General features: G+C 70.6%; 10 protein-coding genes. 4 read left to right on the forward strand and 6 right to left on the reverse strand.

From position 1 onward, the window contains the following. The first annotated feature begins 11 nt into the window (after nucleotides 1–11). Nucleotides 12–1,520: an acyl-CoA carboxylase subunit beta gene (locus tag ASE01_RS22065; RefSeq protein WP_157537719.1), complete on the forward strand. Its 1,509-nt coding sequence runs from the start codon at nucleotides 12–14 to the stop codon at nucleotides 1,518–1,520. On the opposite strand, the gene ASE01_RS22070 is transcribed toward ASE01_RS22065, so the two are convergent. Genes ASE01_RS22070 through ASE01_RS22085 form a run of 4 tightly spaced genes read right to left on the reverse strand, consistent with a single transcriptional unit; the run spans nucleotide 1,511 to nucleotide 6,389 of the window. Next, nucleotides 1,511–1,990 carry a T3SS (YopN, CesT) and YbjN peptide-binding chaperone 1 gene (locus ASE01_RS22070; RefSeq protein WP_082606310.1) on the reverse strand — a complete coding sequence of 160 codons (480 nt, stop codon included), beginning with the start codon at nucleotides 1,988–1,990 and terminating at the stop codon, nucleotides 1,511–1,513. The two genes, ASE01_RS22065 and ASE01_RS22070, sit on opposite strands and share 10 nt — an antisense overlap. Nucleotides 1,991–2,048: 58 nt before the next feature. Beyond that, nucleotides 2,049–3,548 carry an SDR family NAD(P)-dependent oxidoreductase gene (locus ASE01_RS22075; protein WP_056757835.1) on the reverse strand — a complete coding sequence of 500 codons (1,500 nt, stop codon included), beginning with the start codon at nucleotides 3,546–3,548 and terminating at the stop codon, nucleotides 2,049–2,051. Between the two features lie 27 nt (nucleotides 3,549–3,575). Then, a complete protein-coding gene (locus ASE01_RS22080; RefSeq protein ID WP_056757840.1) occupies nucleotides 3,576–4,055 on the reverse strand; it encodes a (2Fe-2S)-binding protein in 480 nt (159 codons plus the stop codon). Nucleotides 4,056–4,064: 9 nt separating this feature from the next. Next, on the reverse strand, nucleotides 4,065–6,389 hold the full coding sequence (locus ASE01_RS22085) for a molybdopterin cofactor-binding domain-containing protein (RefSeq protein ID WP_056757843.1): 2,325 nt from the start codon (nucleotides 6,387–6,389) through the stop codon (nucleotides 4,065–4,067). 157 nt (nucleotides 6,390–6,546) lie between these two features. On the opposite strand from ASE01_RS22085, the gene ASE01_RS22090 reads away from it, so the two are divergent. Further along, nucleotides 6,547–7,977: a GGDEF domain-containing protein gene (locus ASE01_RS22090; protein WP_200958959.1), complete on the forward strand. Its 1,431-nt coding sequence runs from the start codon at nucleotides 6,547–6,549 to the stop codon at nucleotides 7,975–7,977. On the opposite strand, the gene ASE01_RS22095 is transcribed toward ASE01_RS22090, so the two are convergent. After that, complete coding sequence (locus ASE01_RS22095; RefSeq protein ID WP_056757848.1) at nucleotides 7,946–8,545, reverse strand: TetR/AcrR family transcriptional regulator; 600 nt, start codon at nucleotides 8,543–8,545, stop codon at nucleotides 7,946–7,948. The two genes, ASE01_RS22090 and ASE01_RS22095, sit on opposite strands and share 32 nt — an antisense overlap. Nucleotides 8,546–8,596: 51 nt before the next feature. Here ASE01_RS22095 and ASE01_RS22100 point away from each other — a divergent pair, with 51 nt between their 5' ends. Together ASE01_RS22100 and ASE01_RS22105 are read left to right on the forward strand one after the other, a co-directional pair. Then, the gene (locus ASE01_RS22100; protein ID WP_200958961.1) at nucleotides 8,597–9,460 is read left to right on the forward strand and encodes an oxygenase MpaB family protein; all 864 of its coding nucleotides are present in this window, start codon (nucleotides 8,597–8,599) and stop codon (nucleotides 9,458–9,460) included. Between the two features lie 15 nt (nucleotides 9,461–9,475). Continuing rightward, nucleotides 9,476–10,666 carry an acyl-CoA dehydrogenase family protein gene (locus ASE01_RS22105; protein WP_056757849.1) on the forward strand — a complete coding sequence of 397 codons (1,191 nt, stop codon included), beginning with the start codon at nucleotides 9,476–9,478 and terminating at the stop codon, nucleotides 10,664–10,666. Nucleotide 10,667: 1 nt separating this feature from the next. Here the strand turns inward: ASE01_RS22105 and ASE01_RS22110 are convergent, their stop codons facing one another. After that, on the reverse strand, nucleotides 10,668–12,770 hold the full coding sequence (locus tag ASE01_RS22110; protein ID WP_056757852.1) for a putative bifunctional diguanylate cyclase/phosphodiesterase: 2,103 nt from the start codon (nucleotides 12,768–12,770) through the stop codon (nucleotides 10,668–10,670). Between the last annotated feature and the right edge of the window lie 128 nt (nucleotides 12,771–12,898).

Consider the following 12,898-nt stretch of genomic DNA (forward strand, 5'->3'; position numbering starts at 1 on the left):
ATGATGGCCCGGTGACCGAGGACGCCCCTGCCGAAGGACTCACCGAGGTGCTCGCCCGGCGCTTCCTGACCACCGATGCCGCACGCGAGGAGAAGGTCGCCCGGTGGCACGCGAAGGGCCGCCGGACTGCCCGCGAGAACATCGCCGACCTGGTCGACCCCGGCTCCTTCATCGAGTACGGCCGCTTCGTCACCGCGGCCCAGGAGTCGCGGCGCCCACTGGCCGAGCTCGTCGTGGAGGCACCGGCCGACGGGATCATCGGCGGTACCGCCACCATCGACGGCGCCGCTGTGGCCGTCCTGTCCTACGACTACCTCGTGATGGCGGGCACCCAGGGCATGCGGGGTCACCGCAAGTCCGATCGCCTGATCGAGCTGGTCTCGCGGATGGGCCTGCCCACCGTCTTCTTCACCGAGGGCGGCGGTGGGCGGCCGGGCGACACCGACCTGCCCCTGGTCTCCGCGCTCGATGTCGGCTCGTTCGCGCTGTGGGGCGCGCTCGAAGGCGTGGTGCCGCGCATCGCCGTGGTGTCCGGTCGCTGCTTCGCCGGCAACGCGGTGATCGCGGGCTCGGCCGACCTGCGGGTGGCCACGCCGGACGCGAACCTCGGCATGGCCGGTCCAGCCATGATCGCCGGCGGGGGCCTCGGGCAGTTCGCCGCCGAGGAGATCGGACCGGTCGAGGAGCAGGCCGCCAACGGCGTGGTCGACGTCGTGGTGGACGACGAGGAGGAGGCCGTGGCCGTCGTACGACGCCTGCTGGCCCTCGCGGGGAAGCCCGCCGACCACGGCGTGCCCGCCACCGACCAGGACGAGCTGCGCACGATGCTCCCGGAGAACGACCGCGAGGCGTTCGACGTACGACCGCTGGTCGAAGCGCTGGCCGACGACGGGTCGATCGTCTGGCTGCGCGCGGCCTGGGCGCCCGAGCTTGTCACCGCACTCGCCCACCTCGACGGCGTGCCGGTCGGCATCATCGCGAACCAGTCGACCCACCTGGCCGGGGCGATCACGAGCGACGCCGCCGTCAAGGCCGCCGACTTCCTGGACCTCTGCGAGCGCTGGCGGATCCCGGTCGTGTCACTCGTCGACACCCCCGGCTTCATGGTCGGCCCCGAGGCCGAGCGCACCGGACTGGTCCGGCACGCCTCCCGCATGGTGAACGCGGGCGCCCGGTTGACCGTGCCGCTCGTGGGCGTCGTCCTGCGCCGCGGCTACGGGCTCGGCGCGCAGGCCATGCTCGGCGGCAGCACCCACCGCCCGTTGCTCACCCTCGCCTGGCCCGGCGCGCACCTCGGCCCGATGGGGCTCGAGGGCGCGGTTCGTCTCGCGCTCGCGCACGAGCTGGCCGCGATGCCGCAGGACGAGCGGGAGGCCGCGGTCGTCCAGCACACCGCCGAGATGCGCGAGCACGCCAAGGCGCTCAACGCGGCGCGGGTGTTCGAGATCGACGACGTCGTCGACCCCGCGGAGACCAGGACCCTGGTCGCGGCGACGCTGAGGCGTGCGACTCAGAGGTAGAGGCCGTCGCCCGCCGCCGGCTCGGCCGACGGGTCGGCGCCCGGCGCCGCGGCCTCCTCCTCGAAGGTCAGCGTGCCGCCGAACTTCTCCTTCAGCTGCGGGGCGAAGAAGTTGCTGGCCTCCAGGACGTCGACCAGCGACGACTCGAGGGTGCCCTTGTTGAGCGCGAGGCCGGAGACCGCGTCCTCGAACACCACCGCCTTGTCGGCCCAGTAGACCCGCGCGTGCAGCAGCCGCTGGTTGATCGTGTTGAGGAGCCCCAGCAGTTCGGGCGTGCTCTCGACCTCGTGGAGTGCGACCGACCACACGCGCACCGCGGGACGGTCGTCGTTGCCGACGACCCGCACCGTGTAGCCACTGTTCTTGTAGCGGAACGGATAGCCGCCCTGCTCGTCCTTCTGCAGCGCCTCGGTGCCGGTGAACTCCTCCAGCAGGCGCTCGACGTATGCGTCGACCATGTCGCGGCTCATGGCCCGACCCTACCCACCGGGCCCGACCCCGCCGGCGCGGATCACGCCGGCCACTCCGTCACCAGGGAGAGGGCTCGTAGTCCTTCAGGAAGGAGCCGAAGATGTCCTCGCCCGCTTCGCCGCGAACGATCGGGTCGTAGACGCGGGCGGCGCCGTCGACCAGGTCGAGCGGCGCGTGCCAGCCCTCGGCTGCGATGCGCAGCTTCTCGTGGTGCGGGCGCTCGTCGGTGATCCAGCCGGTGTCGACGGCCGTCATCAGGATCTTGTCGGTCTCGAACATCTCGCCGGATGAGGTGCGCGTCATCATGTTGAGCGCCGCCTTCGCCATGTTGGTGTGCGGGTGTCCCGCGCCCTTGTAGCGGCGGGAGAACTGGCCCTCCATCGCCGAGACGTTGACGACGTAGGCCCGGCGGGCACCGTTCTGCACCGCCGCGCGCAGCGCAGGACGCAGGCGCGAGTTGATGAGGAACGGCGCGATGGAGTTGCAGAACTGCACCTCCAGCAGCTCGAGCGGGTCGACCTCGTCGAGCACCTGGGTCCAGGAGTTGTTGTCCTGGATGTCCGGGATCAGCCCGCCGGCGTCGATCGCGGTGCCGGCCAGGTGGGCCTCGAGGGACGCACCGCCGGCCTTGAGCGCGAGAGCGGTGAGTGACGCAGCGTTGTGTGCCTCGATGGCGGCCTCGGTCGACTCGCCGTCGTGGTGGGCGACGGCGGTCGAGGACAGGGCACCGGCGATCGCGGCGGGGTGTGCCTCGGAGATCCGGTCGAAGGTGACCATCTCCGGCAGCTCCGTCAGGCCCAGCGACTCGGGCGTCGGGAGCGCGGCGTTCTCACCGTCGATCAGGTGCGAGTAGGCGCCCGGGAGACGCCGTACGGTCTGGCAGGCGTTGTTGATGATGATGTCGAGCGGACCGTCGGCCGCCACGTCGTCGGTCAGCGAGATCACCTGGGTCGGGTCGCGGAGGTCGATGCCGACCACCTTGAGCCGGTGCAGCCAGTCCGCGGAGTCCTCCATCGCGGCGAAGCGGCGTACGGCGTCCTTGGGGAACCGGGTGGTGATCGTGGTGTGCGCACCGTCGCGGAGCAGGCGCAGCGCGATGTACATCCCGATCTTGGCGCGACCGCCGGTGAGTAGCGCCCGCTTGCCGGTGAGGTCGGTTCGCTGGTCGCGCTTCGTGTGGCTCATCGCCGCGCAGCGGGGGCAGAGCCAGTGGTAGAACGCGTCGACGAGGGTGAAGTCCTCCTTGCAGATGTAGCACCCGCGCGCGGTGATCAGCTCGCCTGCGAAGGCACCCTTGGCCGTCGACACCAGCGGGATGCCCGCGGTCTCGTCGTCGATCCGCATCGCCGACCCGGTCGCGGTCAACTCGATGATGTCCTGGTCGTGGCGCTGCCGCTCCTCGCGGATCTCGGCTCGCCGCGTCTTCTTGATCAGCTTGTACATGTACGACGCGGCACGCTTCATCGTGACCACGTCGTCGTGCTCGGGGTGCAGCTCCGGGATCTGCCGCAACACCTTGATCGCGATCGCGAGCTCGTCCGGGTCGATCCTGTCCACCGGCGAATCGTACGGCGGGTGGCCCTCCTACATCGCTTCGGCGCCGGTGCGGACTGCCTCACGGATGCGGGAGTAGGTGCCGCAGCGACACACGTTGCGGATCGAGTCGAGGTCGTCCTCGGTGATCGCGCGGCCCTCCTTGCGGACCTTGTTGACCAGCGCGACCGCCGTCATGATCTGCCCCGGCTGGCAGTAGCCGCACTGGGCGACGTCGTGCTCGAGCCAAGCGTCCTGCATGGGGTGGAGCCCGTCACCGGGGGCGGTGTCGGCGAGGCCCTCGATGGTGGTGATCTCGTCCTCGGCGCCGATCGCGTCGATGGGCACGGAGCACGGGTTGAACGCCTTGCCGTTGATGTGCGAAGTGCACGCCTTGCAGACGTTGATCCCGCAGCCGTACTTGGGACCGGTGACGCCGAGGACGTCGCGCAGGACCCAGAGGATCCGTACGCCGTCCTCGACGTCGACGGTCACTGTCTCTCCGTTGAGCCGGAAGGTGTGGGTGGGCATCGGTGCACCTCAGAACGTGTGGTCGAGGCCGTCGGTCGGCGACTCGGGGACGGACGGGACGAACGACTTCGGCTGGAAGTGCAGCTGGTCGTTGAAGTTGATGGGGAACTCGGTCGGCATCTTCCCGGTGGCCCGCGCGTAGGCGCACGCGACCGCGGCCATGGATGCCGCGACGCCGGCCTCGCCGACACCACCGGGCTCCTTGCTCTCCGACTCCATCACCTCGCACCGGAACTCGAAGGGCGTGTTCCACTGCCGGGTGTAGGCCGAGTTGTCCCAGCTCGCCTCGAGGAAGTGACCGTCGATCAGGTGGTTGCTGTAGGTCAGCGCCTGCGCCATCCCGTCCGAGAAGCCACCCATCATCTGCGCCTCGATGCCGGTCGGGTTGATCACCACGCCCGCATCGATGACCACGGTGACGCGGGTGACCCGCGGTCCGGTCACGGCGTCGCGGACCTTGCGGTTCACGGTCGCGGGCCGGCAGTCGATCTCGACCAGCACGGCGGTGGCGCCCTTGTACTCCTTGTGGACAGCGATGCCCTGGGCCGTGCCCGCGGGCATCTCCTTGCCCCACTCCCCCAGCTCCGCCGCGCGCTCGAGCACCCGCTTGACCATCTTGTTCTTGAGGTGCGCGCGCCGGAAGGCGACCGGGTCCTTCTTCAGCCGGGCAGCGAGCTGGTCGACCATGAGCTCGTTGGCCGTGGCCACGTCGGGCGAGTAGATGTTGCGCACCGAGCTGGTGTTGAACCGCTCCGGGTCGAGATTGGTCTCGTTGAGCAGCTGGGTGATGACGCCGAAGTTGTACGGCAACTCCTGGGACAGCAGGAACACCGACTCCGAGAAGGCCAGGTTGCCGAGCCCGGTCGGCAACGCCGCGGCCTCGGCCGTCAGGCGCTCACCGAGACCGTGCGTGAAGTCGGTCGAGACACTGGTGTGCCGCTGCTCGAACGAGATGATGCTGCCGAGCAGCGTCGTCGCCCTGATCCGGGAGGTGGCCATCGGGTGGACCCGCCCCTGACGGGGCTCGTCGGCCCGGTGCCACATCAGCTTCACCGGCGCCCCGAACGCCTTCGAGGCGCGGGCCGCTTCGACCGCGGCGTCGCTGAAGAGCTTGCGGCCGAAGGAACCGCCTCCCTGGACGACGTTGACGGTGACCTTCGACTGGGGCAGGCCGATCGCCTTGGCGATCAGGCCCTGCGCGGTGATGGGCGACTTCAACCCACCCCATACCGTCGCGGAGTCGGCGCGTACGTCGGCGACCGCACAGTTGGGCTCGAGGGCGGAGCCGCTGCGGAAGTGGAAGACGAACTCGCCGTCGAGGGAGGTCGCCCCGAGCTTCGGCACCAGCAGGGGCAGCTGTGCCCGGCGCAGCTCCTTGAGGACGTCGCCGGAGTTCTTGCCCGGGACGGTGCCGGCCTTCCAGTCCACGTCCATGGCGCGGACCGCGTCGATGCACTGCCCGAAGGTGCGCGCCCGCACGGCCACCCCGGTCGCGATGATCGCGACGTGGGTGACGCCCGGCATCGCCGCGACGGCTGCTTCATTGCGCACCGCGCGGGCCGTGCCGTTGAGGTCCGGAGCCCGGCACACCATCGTGGGCAGCGCGTCGGGGACGTCGAGGTCCATCGCGAACTGCTTGCGTCCGGTGACCGCGTCCAGGGCGTCGATGCGCTTGTGCGGCTTGCCGACCAGCGACCGCTCGGCGGCCTCCTTGAGCTCGACGGAGACCTTGCGTGAGGTGGGTGAGGCCGCGTCGCGGGCGGCTTCGGCGTAGGTCACGGAGGCGCCGCCGGGCCCGGTGATGACGCCCAGCTTCGCGACCAGGAAGGTGACCTGGGAGCCGAGCAGGATCGCCGCGGCCTCGAGCAGCGACTTGCGGGCGACCGCCGCCGCCACCCGGATCGGCGTGTACAGCGACACCATCGAGTTCGAACCACCGGTGAGCTGGTTGAACAGCAGCTCCGGGCGCGCTGGCGCGAGCGTGACGTGCACCCGCTCGATCGGCAGGTCGAGCTCGTCGGCGATCAGCATCGCGACCGCGGTCGTGATGCCCTGTCCGACCTCCATGCGGGGCAACGCGAAGTGCGCGTCACCGGCCTCGTCGATGGTGATCCCGACGAGCATCGAGGTCGGCAGCGCGCAGTGCGTCAGGAAGTCGTTGAGGTCGTAGAGCTCCGGCACCTGCGGCAGCGACGGGATCGGCAGCGCGTTCGCCGGTGCCGCCCCGTGCGTGAGGTCGGCGGCCACCATGAGCGAGGTGCCCCCGACGACGTACCCGACGAACGAACGTCGGCTGAGCTGGGCGGCAGGCTGCTGCCGCGGATGTTTCCCCATGTCGACTCCCCCGAGTGTGATCGTCGTCTCGTCAGCATGGACCGCAAAGATTGGTCGAAGGTTGGTCCACCGGTCGGCGAGCGGCCTCAGGCTCAGGTGTCGTCCGATCCTGCCGATGGGGAGGAGACACCGCCGTCGAGCCGAAGTGGAGAGGACCGTGGCCGGAGCAGCCGTGCGGGCAGCGTGGCCCGCACTCGGCTTCGGGATCGCCTACGCCGCGGCGATCCTGGTCGGCCGCGCGACCCGGGTCGAGGGCAGCGAGGTCTCGTTGATCTGGCCGGCAGCGGCAGTGGCAGTGCTGTGGGGCATCCACGCCGTCGCACTCCCCGCGCGCCTCGCCGCCGTCCACTGGGGCCTGCTCGCGACGCTCACCTGCACCGTCAGCCTGGCGACGGGGGCCACGGCCGAGATGGCCGTGTGGTTCGTCGCCGTCAACCTCGCCCTCGCTGCCATCCCCGCCGTCCTGCTGCGGCACGGCGAGCGACCGGTCCTGCTGCGGGACCCGACCGACCTCGGGCGCCTGGCCGTCGCGGTCGGTGCCGGCACGGCGGTCTCGGCGACGCTCGCCACCGCGTTCTTCGCCACCCAGACCCACGAGGGGCTGGCCCACACCTTCGCGCTGTTCGCCGTGCGCAACGGCGTCACCGCCCTGGCCGGGGTCGCCCTGGTGCTGCGGGTCCGGGACGCGCAGTGGCGGATCCCCCGACCCTCGCGCGACCGGATCGTCGAGACGGTCGGGCTGGTGGTCGTCGCGACGGTCGTCTTCGGCCGGGTGTTCTGGTTCAACCCCGGCCTACCGACGTCCTTCGCGGTGATGCTGCCGGCGCTGTGGATCTCCCTGCGCTACTCGACCACGACGAGCACGAGCTTCCTGGCCGCGTCCGGGGTCTCGATCGTGTGGGCCACGCTGCTCGACCGGGGCGCCCTGCGCGGCATCGCACCCCAGGAGCAGGCGCTGCTCGCGCAGGGCATGGTCGGCTGCCTGGTCGTCGTGGTGCTGACCCTGGCGCTGTTCCGGGACTCCCGCAACGAGCTGATCTCCCAGCTGCGCCACCTCGCGCTGCACGACCCGCTCACCCAGCTCGCGAACCGGACCCTGCTCACGGACCGGCTCGACGACGCCCTCGCGCGCAGCCGCCCCGGCACCGTCGGGGTGGTGCTGCTCGACCTCGACGGCTTCAAGCGGGTCAACGACGCGTGGGGCCACGGCGAGGGCGACCTCCTGCTCGTCGAGATCGCCCGACGCCTCCACGAGACCGTGCGCGCCGGCGACACCGTGGCCCGGCTCGGCGGGGACGAGTTCGTCGTCGTGTGCACCCGCCTGCACGACGCCGAGGAGTTGCACACGCTGGCCGAGCGGATCCGGGAGCGCGTCGGCGAGGCCTACGGCCAGGCGTCCGACGCGCCGTACGACCGGATCACGGCGAGCGTCGGCATCGCCATCTCGGAGGCTGACTGCACCTCGCGGAGCCTGCTGAGCCGCGCCGATCACTCGATGTACGACGCCAAGCGGGCCGGTCGCAACCGGACCTCTCCCCTCACCCCGGGGACCGTGGTCACAGGCCCGGCAGCACCGTCTGCACGATGACGAGGAGGGACTCGCGCAGCAGCAGGTGCGCCTGCTCCCGGGTCAGGGTCTGCTCCCGGGACCACTCGCGGATCGCGCCGCGCGCCATCTCGCCGAAGACCCTGATCGCCGCACGCTGCGCCGGGTCGCCGGGCTCGCCGCCGACCATCTCGAGCACCCGTCCGGCCGCGAGGTCGTGGGCGCTGTCGAGGATCTCGCGCATCTCGGCGTCCTCCCCCACGCCCTCGGCCGCCCGGACGGTCAGGTAGGTCGCCCGCTCCGGCGTGATCGAGGCCAGGAACCAGTGCACGGCGGCATCGACCCGCTCGTCGAGCGTCCCGGTCGGCAGCGCGACGTCCTCGAGCGTCGGGAGCAGCGCCGCTCGACGCACGACCTCGAGGTAGAGGGCGCGCTTGTCACCGAAGTAGTGGTTGAGCAGCCCGCGGGCCACCCCTGCCTCCCGCGCCAGCTCGGTGGTGGAGACGTCGACATAGGAACGATCGGCGAAGAGACGCTCCGCGGCGAGCAGGATCTGCTCCCTGCGCTCGTCCGGCGACAGGCGCTGGCGGCGTACGGCTGCTGAGGTCATGGGACCAACCTACTATTGGCAGGCTGCCAACAACAGACTAGCCTTGCTCCCGTGAGCACCAGAGTCGACGCCAACACCCCCCGCAAGGTGCGCGACGTACCCGTCCCCGACGGGTTCGACATGCGCAACCACGTCTCCGGCATCGGCGCGCACCTCGCCGGCCCCGCGAACGTCATCATGCAGCTGAGCTGGCCCGGGGTCGGGTACGGCGTGATGAACAGCCGCGTGCACGACGGCGCCGCCACCAAGCGGCCCTTCAAGCGTGGCCGGACGACCTTCACCTACCTCGCCGTCGCGCTCCTCGGCGAGGACGCGGACCGCACCGCCTTCCGCAAGGAGGTCAACCGCCAGCACGCGCAGGTCTACTCGCGCCCGGGCGAGAAGGTCGAGTACCGCGCGATGGACCCGCGCCTGCAGACCTGGGTCGCCGCCTGCCTCTACTACGGCACCATCGACATGATCGAGAAGATGCACGGCCCGCTCCCGCAGGCCGAGGCCGAGGGCCTGTACGCCCACTGCGCGCGCTTCGGCACCACCCTGCAGATGCCCGCGGAGGCCTGGCCTGCCGACCTCGCGGCGTTCGACCGCTACTGGGAGGACTCGCTCGCCGAGGTCGACATCGACCCCGAGGTGGCGGCGTACCTCATGCGGTTGACGACCCTGCAGAACTTCCCGGCCCCGTTCCGGGTGCTCGCGCCGTTCCTGGTCTTCGTGACCACGGGCTTCCTCCCGCCGGTGTTCCGCGACGCGATGGGCCTGTCCTGGACCCGGCGCCAGCAGCGCCGCTTCGACCGGATGATGCGCGTGGCCGGTGCCGTCGAGCGGCGGCTTCCCCGGGTGCTGCGCGCCTTCCCGTTCAACCTCTGGCTCGGCGACATGCGGCTGCGCCGCCGCCTCGGCCGCCCCCTCGTCTGACCCAAGGAGAACCCCATGGACTTCGACCTTCCCGAGAGCGCCCTCGCCGTCCGCGAGGGTGTCGCCGCCGTCGCGGCGAAGTACGACCACGCCTACTGGTCGCGCTGCGAGGAGGAGCACCGCTTCCCGCGCGAGGTGTTCGACGACCTCGGCGCCGGTGGCTGGTTCGGGTTGTGCGTCCCCGAGGAGTACGGCGGCGGTGGGCAGGGCCTGCTCGAGCTCGCCGTCGCGAACATGACGCTGTGCGCGTCCGGTGGCGTGGCCGGGACGTTCTTCTACGTCACTACTCCGGGCTTCGGCGCGATGACGCTGACCCGCCACGGCACCGAGGCGCAGAAGCAGGCCATCCTCCCCGGCCTGGCTGAGGGCACCGTCCAGTTCTGTCTCGCCCTGACCGAGCCGGACGCCGGGAGCAACGCGATCGAGATCAAGACGGCTGCGCGCCGCGACGGTGACGAGTTCGTGATCAAGGGCCAGAAGGTCTGGATCTCCAACGTCGAGAACGCCGACTGGATGGTCGCGGTCACCCGCACGATCCCGGCGAGCGAGACCAAGGAGCGCGGGCTCCCCCGCACGGCCGGCTTCACGCTCTTCCTCGTCGACGTGAAGGAGGCCCTCGCTGCGGGCACGCTGTCCTACACGCCGATCCCCAAGATGGGCAGCAACATCCTGCACTCCAGCCAGGTGTTCTTCGACGACGTCCGGGTGCCCGCCAGCAACGTCATCGGCGAGGTCGACGCCGGCTTCGGCGTGCTGTGGGACGTGCTCAACCCGGAGCGCATCCTGGCCGCGTCCGGCGGCATCGGTACGGCCGACGCGGCCCTCAGGATCGCCTGCGACTACGCCCGGGAGCGGGAGGTGTTCGGCCGCCCCATCGGCGCCAACCAGGGCCTGCAGTTCCCCCTCGCCCAGCTCAAGGCGAAGACCGAGCTCGGCCGCCTGATGACCTATCACGCCGCCTGGCTCTTCGACCAGGGCCGCCCGTGCGGCAACGAGGCCAACGTCGCCAAGCTCACCGGCGCCCAGGTCGGCTGGGAGGCCGCGAACCAGGCCTTCCAGACGCTCGGCGGCATGGCCTACTCCAAGGAGTACCCCGTCGAGCGGATCTTCCGCGACGCCCGGATCGCCAAGAACATCCCGGTTGCCGAAGAGCTCGTCCTGGCCCACATCGGCACCCAGATGCTCGGCCTGCCCAAGAGCTACTGACCTACGCGCCCCGGGCGCCGAGTCCCCGGGCCACCAGCACGACCTGGCTCGGCGTCACCCCGGGGCTGTAGCGGTAGCCCTGCACCTCGTCGCAGACGCGCGTGCGCAGGTACCTCTCCTGGACCTCGGTCTCCACGCCCTCGGCGACCACGGTCATGCCGAGCGCGTGCGCCATCACGATGATCGCGTCGACGATCGCTGCGTTGGAGTCCTCGTCGGTGATCGCCTGCACGAAGGACCGGTCGATCTTGATCTTGTCGATCGGGAAACGGGTCAGGTAGGCGAGGCTGCTGTAGCCGCGACCGAAGTCGTCGACCACGATCCGCACGCCGCGTGACCGCAGCGTCTCCAGCATCGCGACGACGTCCCCGTTGTCCTCGATCAGGATCCCCTCGGTGAGCTCGACCTCGAGCTGCCAGGGCTCCAGTCCGGCGTCCTCGATCGCGGTCAGGATCTCCTCGAGCCAGGCCTCTCCGCGCAGCTGGCGGGGGGACACGTTGACCGCCAACCGGAGCGGATGGCCGATCTCGGCCTGCATCGCCGCGAGGTCGGCGCAGGCGGTCCGCAGCACCCAGCCACCGAGCCGGGCGATCATGCCACCGTCCTCGGCCACCGGGATGAACCGGTCCGGCGGCACGGCACCCAGCAGCGGGCTGGTCCAGCGGGCCAGCGCCTCGACCCCGACCATCCGACCCGTGCTCATGTCCACCTGGGGCTGGTAGACGACGCCCAGCTCCCCGAGCTCGATCGCCTGACGCAGTGCGGCGGACAGCGAGAGCTTGTCGTCGTTCTCGTCCAGCATCCGGTGCTCGAACCACTTCACGCCGTCACGTCCGGCGCCCTTGGCCTGGTACATCGCGATGTCGGCGTGCTTGAGCAGGGTCACCGGGTCGTCGCCGTCGGCCGGGTAGACGGTGGCGCCGATGCTCGCCGTGACGGCCAGCTCGTAGCCGTGCACGACGACGGGTGCCAGCACGACCTCGAGCAGCTGGTTGATCCGCTTCTCCAGGTCGGCACCCGGGTCGAGGTCGTCGAGGACGACCACGAACTCGTCCCCACCGAGACGCGCGACGACGTCACCGCGACGGACCCAGGCGAGCAGTCGTTCCGCGATCACGACCAGCAGCTCGTCACCGATGTGGTGGCCGAGCGAGTCGTTGATCCGCTTGAAGTGGTCGAGGTCGATGAGCAGGAGCGCGACGTGGCGCTTGGTGCGGTCGACGACGTCGAAGGACCGGTCCAGGTGACGCAGGAGCAGGGTCCGGTTCGCGAGGTTGGTCAGCCCGTCGTGCGTGGCCAGGTGCTCGGCCCGCTCGCGGGCCTCGATCCGGTTGGTGATGTCGTAGGCGACGACGATGAACCCCTCGTCGCCGTTCTCCGGACCGATCGGCACGACGGCCTCGTTGACCGGCACCTCGGAACCGTCGCGGTGCCGGTAGGTCCACTCGGCCTCGTCGCCACCGACCCTGCTGAGCGCGGGCGTGCCGTCGGCGTACCGCGCGCGTTCCACCGCGTCGATCTCGGTCAGCCAGCGCCCGACCAGCTCGGGCTGGGAGTAGCCGAGCAGCGCCTCGGCCGCGGGGTTGGCCGCGACGATCCGCCCCTGGCTGTCGGTCGCGATGATGCAGAAGGGAATGGTGTCGATCATCGAACGCCGGAGCTGGTCCTCGCGGGCGACGGCGTCGGCCTCCTGGCCGCGCAGCCGCTCGGTCACGTCGATGACGGAGGCCAGGACGAAGCGCCGGCCTCCGATCGTGATCGGGTTGAGCCCGATCTCGACGCGCATCTCGGACCCGTCCTTGCGCAGTCCGTAGAGCTCGCGCCCCAGTCCCATGCCGCGGCGCGAGGGGTGGGCGACGTACGCCGACCGCTCGGTGTCGTGGTGGCGGCGGAATCGGGCGGGGACGAGGTCCTCGACCGTCAGGTCCAACAGCTCGTCACGGGTGTAGCCGAACGACTGCTCCGCCTCGCTGTTGACCAGCACGATGCGCCCGTTGCCGTCGACGAGGAGCATCGCGCTGGGCGACGCCTCGATGATGAGGCGCAGCGCGTCGTCTCCTGCTGCCGCTGTGGGTTCCACGGCGGGCTCCGCTCGCGCGCTCATGGCTCCTCCGTCACACCCTGGGACCCCGCTCACGGCGGGCTGACCACCTCTTCGGCCAGTGGCCGACCGATCAGAGCGGTGTGGGACCTTCGTCCTTCGTCCACGCGTCTTTTCGGGTCCTTTCCTTC

Source organism: Nocardioides sp. Root190 (assembly GCF_001428565.1).
Lineage (GTDB): Bacteria > Actinomycetota > Actinomycetes > Propionibacteriales > Nocardioidaceae > Nocardioides.